The organism is Pantoea sp. 9140, from assembly GCF_000745295.1.
In the GTDB taxonomy this organism is placed as follows: Bacteria; Pseudomonadota; Gammaproteobacteria; order Enterobacterales; family Enterobacteriaceae; genus Pantoea; species Pantoea vagans.
On record NZ_JQNO01000002.1, the window covers coordinates 212,394 to 229,185 of the forward strand.

9 protein-coding genes are annotated in these 16,792 nt (G+C 51.8%); 5 read left to right on the plus strand and 4 right to left on the minus strand.

Going from position 1 to position 16,792, the window contains the following annotated elements; translation table 11 throughout:
* Positions 1-60: 60 nt before the first annotated feature.
* Positions 61-735 carry a GntR family transcriptional regulator gene (locus FA92_RS20345; protein WP_013196056.1) on the minus strand — a complete coding sequence of 225 codons (675 nt, stop codon included), beginning with the start codon at positions 733-735 and terminating at the stop codon, positions 61-63.
* A 114-nt stretch (positions 736-849) separates the two neighbouring features.
* On the opposite strand from FA92_RS20345, the gene FA92_RS20350 reads away from it, so the two are divergent.
* Genes FA92_RS20350 through FA92_RS20365 form a run of 4 tightly spaced genes read left to right on the plus strand, consistent with a single transcriptional unit; the run spans position 850 to position 4,811 of the window.
* Positions 850-1,530 (plus strand): DUF2848 domain-containing protein, encoded by a 681-nt coding sequence (locus FA92_RS20350; RefSeq protein ID WP_033784943.1) that lies wholly within the window; start codon positions 850-852, stop codon positions 1,528-1,530.
* Between the two features lie 11 nt (positions 1,531-1,541).
* Entirely contained in the window at positions 1,542-2,873 is a 1,332-nt protein-coding gene (locus tag FA92_RS20355; protein WP_033784944.1) for an amidase, read from the plus strand.
* Positions 2,873-3,508 carry a DUF4286 family protein gene (locus tag FA92_RS20360; protein ID WP_197061522.1) on the plus strand — a complete coding sequence of 212 codons (636 nt, stop codon included), beginning with the start codon at positions 2,873-2,875 and terminating at the stop codon, positions 3,506-3,508. The genes FA92_RS20355 and FA92_RS20360 overlap by 1 nt, the downstream gene beginning before the upstream one ends.
* Entirely contained in the window at positions 3,501-4,811 is a 1,311-nt protein-coding gene (locus FA92_RS20365) for an MFS transporter (protein ID WP_033735483.1), read from the plus strand. Before FA92_RS20360 ends, FA92_RS20365 begins: the two co-directional genes overlap by 8 nt.
* A gap of 607 nt (positions 4,812-5,418) precedes the next feature.
* Here FA92_RS20365 and fos read toward each other — a convergent pair.
* The 3 genes from fos to FA92_RS23705 all read right to left on the minus strand — a co-directional run bounded on the left by fos (position 5,419) and on the right by FA92_RS23705 (position 14,954).
* Positions 5,419-5,844, minus strand: a complete 426-nt coding sequence (gene fos / locus FA92_RS20370; protein ID WP_033784945.1) for a fosfomycin resistance glutathione transferase — start codon at positions 5,842-5,844, stop codon at positions 5,419-5,421.
* A gap of 209 nt (positions 5,845-6,053) precedes the next feature.
* Entirely contained in the window at positions 6,054-14,639 is an 8,586-nt protein-coding gene (locus tag FA92_RS20375) for a glucoamylase family protein (RefSeq protein WP_033784946.1), read from the minus strand.
* A gap of 156 nt (positions 14,640-14,795) precedes the next feature.
* Complete coding sequence (locus FA92_RS23705; RefSeq protein ID WP_218832240.1) at positions 14,796-14,954, minus strand: YnfU family zinc-binding protein; 159 nt, start codon at positions 14,952-14,954, stop codon at positions 14,796-14,798.
* A 1,296-nt stretch (positions 14,955-16,250) separates the two neighbouring features.
* Between FA92_RS23705 and FA92_RS20380 the strand changes: the two genes are divergently transcribed.
* On the plus strand, positions 16,251-16,724 hold the full coding sequence (locus tag FA92_RS20380; RefSeq protein WP_013196064.1) for a hypothetical protein: 474 nt from the start codon (positions 16,251-16,253) through the stop codon (positions 16,722-16,724).
* Positions 16,725-16,792 lie beyond the last annotated feature (68 nt).

The window sequence follows — 16,792 nt, forward strand, 5'->3', positions numbered from 1 at the left end:
AGCACCTGATTGATCAGGCGCTGTCAGAAGGCAGACTTGTGACGGCACGCGGTCTGGCCTTTAAGCGGAAAGTAAGGCGCGCTTAAATGAGAATATATGCGCACGTGCGGCTTCGGCTGCGCGTTGCGTATCGCCTGATTCCAGCGCCGCAATGATTTCATTATGCTCAGCGATCACTTCATCCATATGCGCCACGTTGGAAAGTGTGGTGGCCCAGAAACGCTGCGCTTGTGCATGAATCACGCTAAGGATATCAGCAAGATGACGATTACCGGCAATCTCAGCCAATACCTGATGAAACTCGCGATCCAGCAGCATCATCTGTTCACGGCTGCGTAACTGGCTCGCCTCATCAATTTGCTGATTAAGATGACGCAGATGCTGAAGCTGCGTATCCGTCACCTTCTGGCTGCCAAGCTCAATACAGAGCGTTTCATTTACCAGCCGTACTTCAATCAACTCCAGCGCGTCATCAATCGATAATGGTGCCACCATTACCCCTTTACGCGGGATAATTTGCAGTAAACCCTCGGTTGCGAGGCGATGAACCGCCTGATTAACCGGTGTACGGCCTATCGCCAGATCGTCCATTACCTGAGCGGTGTTAAGGTATTCGCCAGGCTTGTAACGCAGCGTAATGAGCTTGTGCCTGAAAGCCAGATAGGCTTGTTCATTAAGAGAAAGGCTTTTATCTGCGCTGCCTGGATTCACATTTTCCGCCACTGATTCACTCATCACCACGTTCCTTTTTTTACCTATGAGACATCTTACACAAAAATCTGGCATGAAAATCGCTAGTTTAAAATTACTGTGAAATTTCACTGTGATTTCAATCCGGAGGTTTTCCTTATGCAGTTGCGATTCTCTACGGGCGACAAAGCCGCTACCACACTGAACGTTGACGTTACGCATTTTATTATTGCTGGCTGGGCCGGCCGCGACAGGGAAGCCGTGTTGCACCATATCCGTGAATTAGAAGCCCTCGGCGTGCCCGCTCCCGGTGCAGTACCACTTTTTTACCGGGTTGCGGTTAATCAACTCAGCCAGCAATCACAGCTTGAAGTGGTAGGCGAGCAAACCTCCGGCGAAGCCGAACCATTCGTCTTCTCGCATCGCGGCGAATTGTGGGTTTCCCTCACGTCTGATCATACCGACCGCCATCTGGAAACCTTCAGCGTTGCGCTCTCTAAGCAGGCGTGTATCAAGCCGGTCGCCAGCGTCGCGTGGCGCATGAACGACGTTACCGAACACTGGGATGTGCTTGAACTCAGCTCATGGATCAAAGAGCAGGGTAAATGGGTCATTTATCAGCAGGGCACGCTGGCATCACTGCTGACACCACAGGACTTGCTCGCGCGCTATTTTAATGGCGGTGTCGCGGAAGAGGGCGTTGCTATGTCCTGCGGCACGCTGGGCGCAATTGGCGGCATCCGGCCATCCAGCGAATTCCGCATGGCGCTGCACGATCCGGTGCTTAATCGCACGCTGGAACACGCCTACACCACCGGCGCGCTGCCGGTGGTGGCATAAGGAGACTGCCGATGACCACACTCTGGCAAGCCAGTCAGCAGTTGCAGAGCGGTGATGCTTTGCCCGAAGCATTTACTGAATCCGCGTTGCAGGCCGCACAAAATCCTGAACAACAGGGCTCATTAGTGTTCACGCAACGCTATGCAGCTTCGGGCAGCGCGGCAAATGCTCGCTGGCAGGCGAAGCAGGCGTTAAGTGCCATTGATGGACTGCCTGTCAGCATTAAAGATCTGTTCGATGTCCAGGGAGAGGTGACCACGGCCGGTTCACGCTTACTGGCCGATGCGCCAGTGGCAGTTGCTAATGCCAGCGTCGTCGATAAGTTGCTGCTGGCGGGCGCCGCAATCGTCGGTAAAACCACTATGACGGAGTTCGCTTTTTCGGGCTTAGGCATCAATCCACATTACGGCACGCCAGTCAATCCGTGGCAGCGCGAGCAGCAGCGTATTCCCGGCGGATCATCCTCTGGCGCGGCCGTTGCGGTTGCTGAGGGCATGTGCCTTGGTGCCGTTGGCACCGATACCGGCGGTTCGGTACGAATCCCTGCTGCACTCTGTGGCCTGACTGGCTTCAAACCCACGGCAGAGCGCATCAACCAGAGAGGAACGTTACCGCTTTCGACCTCACTCGACAGCATCGGCGTGATCGCGGACGACGTGCGCAGCTGCTGGTTGCTGGATAGCATCATTGCCGATCGGCCGCTGGATTTACAGTTGCTGGATCTGCGTAACGCGCGCTTTGCCGTGCCGCAAACGCGCGTGCTGGATGGTCTGGATCAGCATGTGGCGCAGGCCTGGCAGCATGCCATCACACGTCTTAAGCAGGCGGGTGCGACAGTTATCGACATCACGTTGCCTGAGCTGAATGAGCTTAACGATATGAATGCGCGTGGCGGCATCACGGCTTATGAAGCCTGGCAATGGCATAAAAAAACCGTGCAGGCACAACCTGAAACTTACGATCCCCAGGTGCTGGCGCGCATCCAGCGCGGCAGCCATCTCACCGGGCAGGATGCAGCTGAACTTTACCAGCAGCGTGCTGCCTGGCAACAACGCATCAACGCAGCGCTGAGTGATTTTGATGCGTTACTGATGCCAACTGTTCCGCTTGTCGCGCCCACTATCGCGTCACTCAATGATGCGCAGCGCTATATGGAAATTAACGCGATGATGCTGCGCAATCCCAGCATTATCAACATGCTGGACGGCTGTTCTCTCTCTTTGCCCTGCCACCGACCGGGTTCTGCTCCGGTTGGCCTGAGCCTTGCTTCGATTCATGGTGATGACGCCAGCCTGATCAGCTGGTCGCTTGCTGTGGAAACTGCCCTTAACCGGAGATCCTGATGATGACTAAACCCCACGGCATGCTGTATGTCGCCACCAACATTGGCGCTGAAGATGAGGCTGACTTTAACCAGTGGTATGACCATGAACACGTAGAGGAGCGGGTAGCCATTACGGGATTTTTGAGCGGTACACGCTATCAGGCAATAAACGCTGAGCGTAAATATCTCGGTTTATATGAAACCGATTCGCTGGAAGCCTTTACCAGCGCCGATTATCACGCCGCATTTACGCACCAGACGGCATGGTCGGTAGAGAATCTGCAAAAAATGGTGAATCCCATGCGCCGGGTGAGCGCAGTAGTGCACAAGCATGGCAAAGGCACGGGCAATCAGTTAGCTGTGTTGACGCTGCAAGCGATCAATGACAGCGCGCTAAGCGCCTGGCAGCAGCAAATAAGCCAGACGCCGGGCTACATCTCATCCAGCGTGCTGATGCCAGACAGCGTCCTGAGTTCGCCATTACCGAAAGAAAGCCAGGATCATCGGAAAATGCAGCCGATGCTGCTGATTCATTGCAGCGATGCACTGTGCTGCGATCGCCTGGCTGCTGCCGCGGTACAGGCATTTGCGGGAGATATACAGCGTTATGCCCTCAACTGGCAGTTAACAAAACAGGAGCTGACCCATGGCTGATACCGATTCTCTGCACCATGCGGCAGGCGCAGTGCGTACCAAATCGAAGACCGGGCGTCTGGCTGCTGCCAGTTCGATTGGCACCGCGCTCGAGTGGTACGATTTTACCGTTTACAACATCATGGCCGCGCTGGTGTTTAACCATGTCTTTTTCCCCAGCTTCGATCCGCTGGTCGGTACCATTCTGGCATTTTCAACCTATGCGGTAGGCTATATTTCACGTCCACTAGGGGGATTCGTGTTCGGCCACCTTGGCGATGTTGCGGGGCGCAAAGCGGTGTTGATCATCACGCTGGTGATTATGGGCGTTACCACGGCGTTAATGGGCTTGCTGCCGGGCTATGCGGTCTGGGGCATCTGGAGCCCGGTTCTGTTAGTCGCACTGCGGTTTGTACAGGGCATCGCGCTGGGCGGCGAATGGGCAGGGGCCGTGTTGTTATCGATGGAGCATGGCGACGCGAACAAACGCGGGCGTAATGCCTCATTTGCGCAGGTTGGCCCATCCTGCGGCACGCTGATCGGTACTGGCTTTATTACGTTGGTTACGGTAATGATGAGCGCCGATCAGTTTCAGGCGTGGGGCTGGCGCATTCCTTTCCTGCTAAGCCTGGTACTGGTAATTTTTGGCCTGTGGCTGCGTCGCGGTGTGGAAGAGACGCCAACCTTTGTCGCCATGCAGGAACAAGAGAAAACCACGCACACGCCGTTAAAAGAGGTTTTCGTAAACTATCCGAAACAGCTATTCATTGCCGGTGGATCGCGTATCGGCTCCGATGTGCTTTACGCGCTGGTGGTCGTTTTTACGCTGACCTATGTCACCACTGTACTGCAATTACCGCGTCCACTGGCGTTAATGGCTACGATGCTAGGCGCAATAGTTAACGCGATCACGGTGCCGATGTTTGGCGCGCTTTCAGATAAGTGGGGGCGACGCCCGGTTTACATTACCGGTGCGCTGCTGGCGGTTGTCTGGTCTTTTCTGTTCTTTGTGTTGCTTGATAGCTCGCATCCGGTGCTGATCGTGCTGGCGGTGATTGGCGGTTTGCTGATCCACGCGATGATGTACGGACCGCAGGCAGCGTTTGTCACTGAGCAGTTCCCTGGTCATGTGCGTTACGCGGGTTCATCCCTGGCATACACCCTGGCGGGAATTGTCGGCGGTGGTTTTGCGCCCCTGATCATCACCACGTTATTTAAAGAGACGGGCAGTACGCTGTGGGTTTCTTTGTACGTCAGTTTCGCATTGGCGATTACGCTATTCGCTTTGTGGAAAGCCAAAGAGACTGCTCATCGTCAGGATTAAGGTTGTCATGGCGAAGGATTGCCTTTATCTGTTCAGCCCAGCAAAAATCTTTCTATCTTCACAAGGGAAAGTGGAATTCAGCCCTTATTTTTATGCCTGAATTCAAGAACGCATAAATATACCTTATGTCAAAACATGATTTTCATGTGTTTAATCACTTAATTATGGGAACGACTGGTCGCTGCTTAGAAGTCTGCCGCTGGCACAGAGCGTACGGATGTCAGGCTATCAAATCACGGGACATCTGATTTTCTGAAAGGGAAAAGCCCCTCGCTGAGATGACAGAACAACGCTAACGAGCTTACTCAATTTACAAAGGCAAACCACTTGCACGGAGCATGCAATTCTTAACTTTTTCTGAATACTGTCTATGCTTTCTCCTGCGCTGTTTTTTAGCGTTGTCAATCACCCTGCGTAAATAAACACCATGCGTCGTTTCTTCAGGAAGGCATCCACAGCATGCTCTTTTGAATGTCGGCTTCTGGGATAAAGCGGACTAACACGCGAGCCAATATCCACTATGAGTGAGGAGCGGACATAAAACCTTAGAATGCACTGAAGCAGGAAAACATCTGGATTAACCTTGCCGATCTTCTGGGTTATCAAATCACTTTTGTTCCGCTCCATCCATGTCGTTGAAAAACACCATATCTTTGTAGGGATGCTTCAAACATGCACTAAGGCGACTGTTTAAATCCCCATCATGAATTTCCAGCTTGTGCCCATCAGGATCCAGAAAGTAGATGGACTTTCCTTCACTTTTGTTCGATTTCCATTCCTTAATCCCAAATGATTTTAAGTGATTAGCAAACACATCAAAATCTTTGCTTCGAATACTGAAGGCATAGTGAGTGTAATCCTGCCGAGGACTAATCTCGTCAGCAGAAAGACACAGCCACAAATCACCCAGACAAAGGTAAGCACCAGAGGGCCATCTGGCCTTAGGTGTAAAACCTAATGTCTCCACGTAAAAATCAAAACTTCTGGAAATATCGTTTACAGCGATTGTTATATGGTTCAGCCCAGTAAGCATTTACGGTCTCTTAAGCAAGCCCAGGAAAGTTACAAGCTACCATAAATCTTTACTCCCCTCAGTTGAATGAGAGTCGCTTCGCAATGTCTGCTTCTGGCACTGAACGGACGCTGTACCGCAATACCGATTTTGCCCGCAGTCTCCAGCGCAAAGTTGTATTGTGTCTTTCATACGTATTGTTGCTGTTTTATGGCAACCGCCTCTTTTCCTTATCGCTGAATAATATCCACCCTGTGGTTGTGGGCATCATCCACTAAATGAATCTTGTCGTCAGGCAATTGGATGCCATCCAGTGTGACCTGATACTCACTTTCACCACGCGAAATAGTGATGCAATACTGACTCTGTCTGTGTTGATAGGTCATGCTAAATGAAGGCCAGTCATCGGGTAACTGTGCATGGATGATAAGCGTATCACCATGACGTTTTATTCCGAGCAACTCTTCAGTCACCAGACGATAGGCCCAGCCCGCGGAACCGGTGTACCAGCTCCATCCAGCGCGCCCGATATGGGGGGGGACACTGTACACATCGGCACTCATAACATAAGGTTCTGCCTTGTACGTGTTGATGCCCTCAGGTTGCAGTGTGTGGTTTATTGGGTTGATCATTGACCAAAGTCGCCAGGCTCGCGATTTTTCCCCCATACGCGCAAACGCCATCACAGCCCAGATTGCACCATGCGTGTACTGCCCGCCGTTCTCCCTTACGCCCGGCAGATAACCCTTTATATAACCCGGGTCAGACCCGTGGCCATCAAACGGGGGGGTTAACAGTTTGATCAGGCCCGCATCTTCATCTACCAGATAGTTGTCCAGCGACTGCATTGCCTGGGCACTACGTACAGGATCAGCTGCGCCAGACAGGACGGACCAGCTTTGGGCAATCGCATCAATACAGCACTCCTGTGACCCTCGTGATCCCAACGGCGCACCATTGTCAAAATAGCCGCGCAGGTACCATTCACCATCCCAGGCCGTAGATTCGAGGTTTTTTTGCAAGCGCAACGCTTCTGAATGGCATAATGTAGCCACGTCGGCGTCCTGTCGCTGCTCAGCCAGTGCCGCAAAACGCTGTAAAATATCGTAGAGGAAAAAGCCGAGCCAGACGCTTTCCCCTTTGCCTTCAATCCCAACCAGATTCATACCATCATTCCAGTCGCCAGCCCCCATCAGCGGCAGACCATGCTCGCCAAAGAGTAATCCCCGTTCAACGGCTTTTACGCAGTGCTGCCACAGTGTTTCTTCGATATGGCTTATAACCGGAGTATCGTAAACAGACTCTTCGCCGGGCTTGAGCTGACGGCCTTCGAGATAGGGAATGTGCTGCTCAAGCACGCCGCTATCCCCCGTTATATCTACATAGTGACAAACTGCGAGCGGGAGCCAGAGGTAGTCATCCGAACAGCGGGTGCGCACACCATTGCCGAGCGGAGGATGCCACCAGTGCTGAACATCCCCTTCAGTGAACTGCCTTGAGGCACAGAGCACGATCTGGCTGCGCAATCGCTCCGGTGCAACATGGCTCAGCGCCAGTGTATCCTGCAGCTGGTCGCGAAAACCAAATGCACCGCCGGACTGGTAATACCCGCTGCGCGCCATAATGCGGCAGGCTATCGTCTGGTAGAGTAACCAGCCGTTCACCAGCAAATCAACACTGCTATCGGGTGTCTGAACCACGACTTTATCAAGAATTTTGTGCCAGAAATGATGAATCTGGTCCAGTGACTGGCGTGCGTTATCCTCATTCAGAAAATGGGCAAGCGTCTCCTGAGCCTGAACCAGGTTGCCTGCCACGCCGAGGACAAAAACAAAGATTTTCTGGTCACCATCGATAAGGGTGGCTGTCGACTGTAGCGCGGCACAGGGATCAAGACCGGCCCCCGTCTGGCCTGAGAGTCTGCGCAATGTTAGGGCGGCTGGCGCGTGTAGTGAGCCATTGCGCCCCACAAACTCACGACGGTTACCCGTTACCGTGCTCAGGGGATCATTGACGGCGAAAAAAGCGGTGCGTTCACTGCCGTCAGAACCATAAAAGTTATTTGCCATTACCGCATTACCGGCAGACAGAGTGTGCGAATGCGTAATGATATGCGCGGCAGAGTGTGCACGCGTTGCCCCAAGTGTCCACTCCACGTAGCCGGTGACAGCTAATTTACGCGTCCGGCCCGAATGGTTACTGAGCTTCAGGATCGCAAGTTTAACCGGGGCCTGTTCGGCTACCAGTATCGTCAGTTCACTGTCTATCCCGTTTTCACGGTGGGCGAAGACGCTGTAACCAAAACCATGGCGAGTAAGATAGTCGCCTTTCCCGCGTATGGGCAAGATCATGGGTGACCAGCACGCACCGCTCTCTTCATCGCGCAGATAAAACGCTTCGCCGCTTCGGTCACTCACCGGATCGTTTTCCCAGGGCGTTAAACGGTATTCATGGGCATTTTCAAACCAGCTATAGGCCTGTCCGGCTTCCGAAATTACACTGCCAAAATTGTCGTTTGCCAGTACGTTTGACCAGGGCGCTGGCGTCGGTTCATTCTCTCTTAAGCGGATCTGATACTCCCGGCCATCCTGAGAAAATCCACCATATCCATTGAAATGACGTAACGAACCCGTATCCGGTATCCAGTCGGTATGGTGATTGTTACCGGGTATTATCTCCGGCACAAAAGGCCTGGCGATGATATTTGTCGCGCCAGTGCGTTGGTTAAGTTGTTCTTTAATGCTGTCAGCACGATCATCCAGACTCAGGCAGGCCACGCTCATCAGCAACAGCTTATCCTCGGCAGTTAAATGTTCGCCGTTTCGTACAAAAATTCCACCGGGTTTATCCAACAGGCTGGCTTCTGAACCCGCGTAGATTAAATCCATAATCTGTGTCTGTAACACCTGTTGGTAGCCACCGGCACTGTTATTCAGAATCACGAGATCCACTTCCAGCCCTTTCATTCGCCAATATCGATGCGCCTGGATCAGTGTGGCAACGGAGGCGATTCTTTCCTCGCTGGTGAGGGTAAGCAGAACAATCGGCAAATCGCCTGAAATACCCCAGCCCCACAGGCCAGACTGACCACGCCGGTTACGACTGATAGCCTGTTGGTCACTGCGTAATTCCTGGCCGGGATAAAGAACTGCGCTGGCGAGGCGGTTAAATAAGGTTGCATCCCCTTCACTGGCATTCATCTGCCGTAACACGACCAGACTGTGAGACCAGGCCAGTTCAAAAACGCGATTGGCGATAGGATGGTCGCGATATTTTTCCATTAATTCGAGACTTTGCTGACGGTTTTCACTGATGCCATACACGATATCAATGGTGACAGGTTGTCCGGGCTGGAGTCTGATCGCGTGAGATATCGACAGTATTGGATCCAGCACGGCCCCGAAAGTGTTGCTGAGCGGCCCGTCGGTGTTTACCGCCTGAGCATCTTCCGGACTTCTTCCACGACCAAGAAATCTGGCCCTGTCAGTTTCAAACGATACGTTTCTGGAACAATCACCCTGTACCACCATCATATGAAACAGGTACGGGCTTTGTTCATCCGGTGAGCGTGAACGTCGATGGCACAGGATGGCATCCCGCGCAGGATCTATCTCAGTCTGGATAAACAGGTTGCTGAATGCAGGGTGCGCCTGATCGCTGGCGTCCGGTGCCAGCACCACTTCAGCATAGGTCGTCAGTTCTAACGTCCGCGCTGTTCGACCATGATGCATCAGAGTGACACGACGTAGCTCAATGTCATCTTCCGGGGAAACGACAACCTGAGTTTTAACGCTAATCGATCCGAGCACGCGTCTGAATTCAGCGCCCGCATCGGTAAAAATAATTTCATCATTGCTGATATCCGCCTTACTACCCGTAGGTTGCCAGGTAGTACTCCATACCTCGCTGGTCAGTGGATCGCGGATATAGCAGAATGTTCCCCAATTATCACGAGTGGTATCGCTGCGCCAGCGCGTGAGCGCAATGTTTTTCCAGCGACTATAACCACCACCGCCGGTTGTTATCATCAGATGATAATGTCCATTGGAAAGTAATTGTATTTCCGGGGTCGGGCTGTCCGCTCCGGTGAAAATGCGCGGTTCATAGCGTACCGGCTTAACCCTTCCTTCATGGGACTCAAAATGACGACGCGGACTATACAGCTCGACTGCATCAGGTACGCGCTCCTGCAACAGTAGACTGGCCGATCTGAAAGCGGGACTCGACATGAATCGCGTGGCCATTGGCGCATCAAGCAGCAGATGCCCCAGCGCCTGGAAGGCCATACCCTGATGGTGCGCCATCCAGGACTGTACGACTAAAAAAAGCTGACCGGATGCCAGACGCGATGGCGTATAGTCCAGCGCTTCATAAAACCCATATTCACCGTGCGCGCCGTTTTTCTCCAGAGTGAACAGATTTTCACAGGCTTTCTGCGGGGCAACCAATAACGCCAGCAGGGTGGCATATGGCGCAACAACCATATCGTCAGCGAGTCCACGCCGAAGACCCAGACCGGGTACGCCAAATGCCTGATACTGATAATTGTGTTGGACATCAAACGCATGATAGCCAGATTCGGAGACACCCCATGGCACACCACGCTCTTTACCCCAATCTATCTGCCGTATCACCGCGGATTTGCTCATCGTATCCAGCAGGCTGCCGTGCCATGTCGGCATCACCAGATTCGGCATCAGATATTCAAACATTGAACCGCTCCATGACATCAGGGCGGTCTCCCGATCTATGGTGGTAAACAGGCGGCCGAGTGCATACCAGCTTTTAATCGGTAGCTGATTTGTCGCAATAGCAACAAAACTGGTCAGGCGGATTTCAGAGGGAAGAAGATCGTAATGGCTTTTGTCCAGCGCGTTGGTTTCGCAGTTGTAACCCACACTCAGCATACTGGTCGCACTATTGTAGAGAAATGCAAAATCCATTCGTGCATGGTCAGCCAGTCGTTGCTCAAGTTCGCTGATAATGTTCAGCCGTAGCCTGGCCTGGCTTATTACAGCAGTCGGAAGAGGGACGCCATCAATTGTTGCCGCGCCTGCCAGTTCAATCAGCGCAGGCAATGACTGCGTATCAGACGTCACGGGTAACCACTCAAGCAGTGTCGACCATTCATCGCAAAACTGCTGAAGTTGACAGACAAGATGCGCCGTCCAGCGCTTAACAATACTGATCTCATGATGACTGCGTTGAGTCAGATCATGGCAATGCGCCTGCATCTTTCTTAGTTTGCTGAACATCTGTCCGGCAGGTAATGATGCTTCACTTAAACACTCATTGCGCAGCAGTCGCAGACTGGCTGGGGCGTGATGGCCCCAGTATTTCTCGAGAACACTAAGGGTATCGTTTAGCCCCCCGACTATTAGCTCAGGATTCAACACGGGCTGATGGCGCATGGCTGACAACCCTTCACGCAGCGTCAGTAAATGACCGGCCATATTGCCGCTATCGACACTGGAAACATAACGCGGGCTGAGCGGTGCCAGCGTGCGGGTGTCATACCAGTTATACAGATGTCCCCGGTAGTGCTCCATCTTATCCAGCGAGTCGAGCGTCTGTGTAATGCGCTGCAATGCAACCCCGCCAGGGAGATAACCAAAATCCCAGGCCGTAAGGTTAGCCATCAGGGAAAGCCCGATGTTGGTGGGAGAAGTACGATGCGCAATTTTCGGCTTCGGGATTTCCTGATAATTGTCAGGAGGAAGCCAGTTATCTTTTGCCGTTGCGAATGTCTCAAAAAAAGCCCAGATTTCCCGGCTGGTCTGACGCAAAAGTTGTTTTTGTTCCGGCGTGGGCAGGAAAGTCTTACGCGCCGGCGGGCGGCTCAGCCAGCTCAACAACAGCGGTGCCATACACCACGACAAGCCGATTATCAGGGCAATGGTCAGCCATTTCGGCGCAAAAATCAGGGTAAGCACGATAAGTGCCACCCCACAAGCCACATTCAGCCACATAGCACGATAAAAACGGAAAACAGAAAAAGTGGACTGGAGGCTATCAGGAGTGTGACTGGACCACTCGGTCAGATTTCGCTGGCTGATGCCAAGGCGCCAGAGCGTCACTGTGATTGCGTACAGCGAATAGCCCGCTTCATGCGGCAGTAAAATAAAATTAAGCCCAACCCGGGAAATTCGTTTCATCGCTCCGGCAGAGACGAGCACCATGTGCTGCTTAAGCGGGCGACGAGGTGGCTTATGGATAAGATCAAGAATGATACATAACGCGGCAGGCAGCAGCCAGATGAGAGTCAGGACACCTGACCAGTACACCGGATTGGGTACCCATAGTAGCGCGCTGAACAGCAGCACCAGTAAAGAGGACGCGACCAGACTGCGCCGAAGATTATCAAATAGCTTCCACCTGGAGAGCGCAGATAACGGATTTTTATCTTTTGTGCCATCTGCTTTCCTGACACGAATTTTAAGCCAGTTGAGCAGTTGCCAGTCGCCACGGATCCAGCGCGTGCGGCGCGCAACATCGGACAAATAGTCATTCGGATACTGCTCGTAAAGTAAGACCTCGCTCAGCAGTCCGGAACGGGCATAACATCCTTCAAGCAGATCGTGACTGAGAACCAGATTTTCCGGACAGATGTTGGTGGTGGCCTCCGTAAAAATATCGACATCATAAATGCCTTTCCCAACGAAAGAACCTTCTTCAAAAAGGTCCTGATAGATATCTGAAGACATCATCGAATATGGGTTATTACCCGGTACGCTACTGCGCATAGCCGCATAGCGACCCTGTCCGTCACGGGGCATCTCCTCTGCCAGTCCCGGTTGTAAAATACCGTAGCCTTTAACCACCCTTTGACGGACCGGATCATACTCTGCCTTGTTCAGCGGATGCGCCATCGTGGCCACCATTTTATGGGCAGTGTCACGTGGCAGGAGGGTGTCACTGTCCAGCGTGATGACATACTTTATAAGGCCGGGTAAACGGTTCGCGGGCATGTCTGCAACGCTGGAAAACTGTGTGTCAGGATGGCGTAACCAGCTGTTCAGCAGCGCCAGCTTGCCCCGCTTGCGTTCATAACCCATCCAGATTCCCTGTGAAGCGTTCCATTCAGGCGATCGGTGGAGCAAATAAAAACGCTGACGGCAACATGGATAGCGCCGGTTAAGTATTTGTACGTCTGACATCGCCTGGCTTAACAGCGTGGATTGTTCTTCGGTATTTTCACTTGTTGAGTCAGCGAAATCAGTAACAAGCGCGAAGCAGAGATTATCGTCCTGATTGCCAAGCCAGCACACTTCAAGACTGGTGAGGAGTTTGCTAAAACTTTCACTGCTCGTCAGCATGCAGGGGATGGCAACCAGGGTCGAAGACGCAACCGGGATCCCCTTGGAAAAATCCATTCCTGGTAGCGGCCGGGGAACGCGAAACCGGGTCGTCGCCTCACTCAGCAAATCGCTTACCAGCTGACTCACCGCAATGATCAGGGGCAATGCCAGCAGTATCAACCCCCAGGCCATTCCCATATTCGCAGTTTTGAATAATATTGCTGCCGTTGCCGCCGTGGTTAAAAGGCTCATGCTTCCCAGCCAGGAGAGCAGGGGAAATTTGTTAAAATTGTGCCGCAAACGTTTAAGACCAGAGATATTTACCGAAAGATGACGCTCCAGCTCATGTCGTCCTTCGCCCATCAGAAAATAACCAATATGGTATTGTGGCAGGCCGGGTTCTGTTTTGCCCGACAGCGCCAGTAGGCGGTTTGCCACTTCCGGCTCGCCGAGTTGGCTCCCCCGGGCCAGAATCTCAATCACATGGCGATAATGATCGCGGGTATCAAAATGCATGCGGGGGTAAATCCCTGCAGGATCACGACGTAATGTCTGCTCCACGATACTCATGTTCTCGGCGAAATCGGCCCAGTTGGTTTCATTGATCAAGCGTAAACCGGCAATACTGTTGCTGACAGAGAGTTGGCTGGCCGCAAGCTGCTGGTTAAAGCGATGTATTAGCGCCTGGGTAGTAAGATTTTGTTCGGCAAGCCGCTGTTCAACCCAGCTAAGAGGTAGCGCCAGCGCAATGCCATGTCCGTGCAACCGACGAACCATTTCAGCGACAAAGGCGCTGCTTAATGGTGGGCGTGCACGCGCCATGTCTGCAATAACCATGATTAAGTCGGCTGGCGCTTTTTCCGCACATTCGGTCATGCGTGTAATCCACATATCAGCAAGACTGCGTTCCTGCTGAGCCTGAACAACTTCGATACTCACCCGGCGGAGGTTTTCAATAAGTGCAAGGCGAAGCATACCGGGTAAAGCCCAGACTTCGCCTAACGTCAACGGCGTCACCTGCTGATAGGCGTTAAGGTAGCTGGTCAGGCTGGCGATATCCCAACGTCCGTCACCATGCACAATGGCCTCCGTAGCAATATCATAGATACGCGGACAAAGTTGTGGCGAGGTGAGTGAGGGAAGACCCTTACCAAAGCTGGGCGGCAAATGCTGACGGACGTTACGAATTTGCTCCTCAATCAGGTAATAGTTGTCCAGCAACCACTCCCCGGCAGGCATTATCCCCGACTTTTTTCCCTCGTTAAGGATGTAACAGTTTTGAGTAATGACGGCTTCGTTTTCACCCAGACGTTTGAGCAGATAATACGGCAATTTGTCCGGGGACAATTTGTGGTTATGCGCCAGTTTCTGGCCATAGCGCTCAAGCTGAGGGGTTGAGAACAAATCTGGATGCGGACTGTTTTCAGCCATCATGTCACTGGACGAAATCACAGCACATTCGGGTGCTTTTGCCAGGAGAGGGGAGGAGCGAAACCATACCATGGGATTTATTTTCATAGTGTTGCTCTAGTGCGACGTTAACGCGCAGGAGCAGTTGAAAAATCAGTTCAGAAACGTTCTCTCAGGATGTGCTTAAGGCATCAGGGATTTATCAACTGCTGGTCCAGGTATTCACTACAGGATATCGAAGATCGTTAGTCACCCGGTCGGGCGCTAGTGTGGTGAGACAAACAGGGCTTTGCACCCGGGACAAATCATCGCCTGTTTCAGGCGCACTTTAGAGGCTGGCTGTTCTGAACGTAAACTACATGCAGGACAGACAACGCTGGACGTACCACTCATGAGCTTCCTTGCGTAACGGAGGAGAGACATGGTGATTAACCTTTCAAGGAATGAGCCTCATACTACCATCAATGGTTGAATTTTAGTCGATTTGTTTTGTTTTATTATGACTGGCCTGACCGCACCTGATAGAGAACCCTCGATCTTTCCGTTGGCATAAACCTGCAACTAATACCAACGAGTGTCAGGCTCGCGCAAGTCGGATATACACTGGCAAATTAGCGCATGGATGAAAATCATCATTAACTATGATAAATATGGCAGCATAAAGAATATTTGCATAGTAAACATCAGCATCCCTGCACGAAGAGGATCAAACGAGATGCTTTAGCATGATGAATTTATTCCGTTCACTGGCGAGAGTTAAAGCGATCAGTTTTAAAATTAAGCGGCGTAACAGGTCAGACGAAATAAAAAATAATAACGTTTTTTTTAAAATGTGGTGTGGATAATCAGATGCTGATGCCTGACATGCAGTGAAAACGTCACAATCGCCTCCGGGTTGGCGCTCCAGTCGCCAGCCTTAAAAGAAATCAGGTTCTCTCTGAAGGGGCTTCTGACCCAACTTTCTGACCCTGTAGCCGCAACAAGCGCCAGGCTGCTTATTTACAGAGTTCGTGAGTGTCAGCTATTCACTTAATTTTGTATGCCTGTTATGAATCTAATCAGTCAGGCTTTACAAATATCGACTTGCAGTGTGGGCAGAGCAAATTTCGTTTTTTACCTATTTTTTTTATCGACTGTTGTGACTCTTTTTCACATATCGGACAGATAGATGCAGAAGTTATTTCGACAATTTGGTCCATAATTCGATTGAAGAAGGACATCAGGTTTAGCCTTAAAAATGAATGAGACTTATTCTACCACTACTGGTTATTTTTTGTACTAACAGTAAACGATTATAGCTTTAATAAACATTTCTGCCGGATAGATTCACCGGTTGGTACACATTAATATGAGGAACATCCGCTTCGGGTACTGAGCGGATATAGCCTTGTTGACGTCCGCTAAGAGCGAAGAGCGGACATTGGGCATCACTTCTGCCTGGCACAAAATAATGCCAGTTAATGGTGTAAGCACGTAGCCGCTTGTCTCGACGGCCATACACCAGGATGTTCATCGCTAAGATTTGTGATGGCAATTCAGTGCGGTCCTCATCCTTACGCTTTCTGTTTCCACCATTTCTGCTGTCTCAAGCGGTTCATCTATACTGACTATTACAGCGGTCATTTGCTCAGGATGCCGCGCCGTCGTCAGCATTTTCATTTTTCAGAATGAGTCAGACGCGGTGCGGCTGTAGAAATTCTTTTATCCGGAAGACGCCCGATGAAAATAACGGAATTTGTTTATTCAGCCTTAATTGGCCTTGTCGCCAGTTGCCGTTCTATGACACCAATGGCGGCTCTCGCTGCAGCACGCATTGCCGGACGCGACACATCAGGCAGGCTTCTGCTGCTGGATCGTCCCCTGTTCAAATATGGTGCGTTAGTGATGGGTGCAGGTGAACTTTTTGGTGACAAGATGAAGTCCGCGCCAGACCGCACTGTGTTTTTGGGCTTGTCAGCACGCGTGGCCAGTGCAGGGATTGCAGGCGCCGCGCTGGCACCCGTTGGAGAAGAAAAAACCGGGGCAGCGATCGCTATTTCTACCGCTGTGCCACTTGCCTATGCCACGCTTGCGGCACGCAAAAAGGCTATGGGTGAAATGAGTCAGACCAGAAGCGGACTCATTGAAGATACGCTCATCGTCGCTATCGGCGCCGCGGTGGTCTTCTTTGCCACACGCCCAAAACGTGTTTGAACGTACTCTTTATTCAAATGATGATCCCGGCTAGCCATCATGAAGGGGTAAGTAACGTCTTCTGGTAT

Coding starts and splice junctions, on each gene's coding strand:
- FA92_RS20345 (WP_013196056.1), bottom strand. CDS start 735: ATGAGTGAATCAGTGGCGGAAAATGTGAATCCAGGCAGCGCAGATAAA.
- FA92_RS20350 (WP_033784943.1), top strand. CDS start 850: ATGCAGTTGCGATTCTCTACGGGCGACAAAGCCGCTACCACACTGAAC.
- FA92_RS20355 (WP_033784944.1), top strand. CDS start 1,542: ATGACCACACTCTGGCAAGCCAGTCAGCAGTTGCAGAGCGGTGATGCT.
- FA92_RS20360 (WP_197061522.1), top strand. CDS start 2,873: ATGATGACTAAACCCCACGGCATGCTGTATGTCGCCACCAACATTGGC.
- FA92_RS20365 (WP_033735483.1), top strand. CDS start 3,501: ATGGCTGATACCGATTCTCTGCACCATGCGGCAGGCGCAGTGCGTACC.
- fos (WP_033784945.1), bottom strand. CDS start 5,844: ATGCTTACTGGGCTGAACCATATAACAATCGCTGTAAACGATATTTCC.
- FA92_RS20375 (WP_033784946.1), bottom strand. CDS start 14,639: ATGAAAATAAATCCCATGGTATGGTTTCGCTCCTCCCCTCTCCTGGCA.
- FA92_RS23705 (WP_218832240.1), bottom strand. CDS start 14,954: ATGTCTCTCCTCCGTTACGCAAGGAAGCTCATGAGTGGTACGTCCAGC.
- FA92_RS20380 (WP_013196064.1), top strand. CDS start 16,251: ATGAAAATAACGGAATTTGTTTATTCAGCCTTAATTGGCCTTGTCGCC.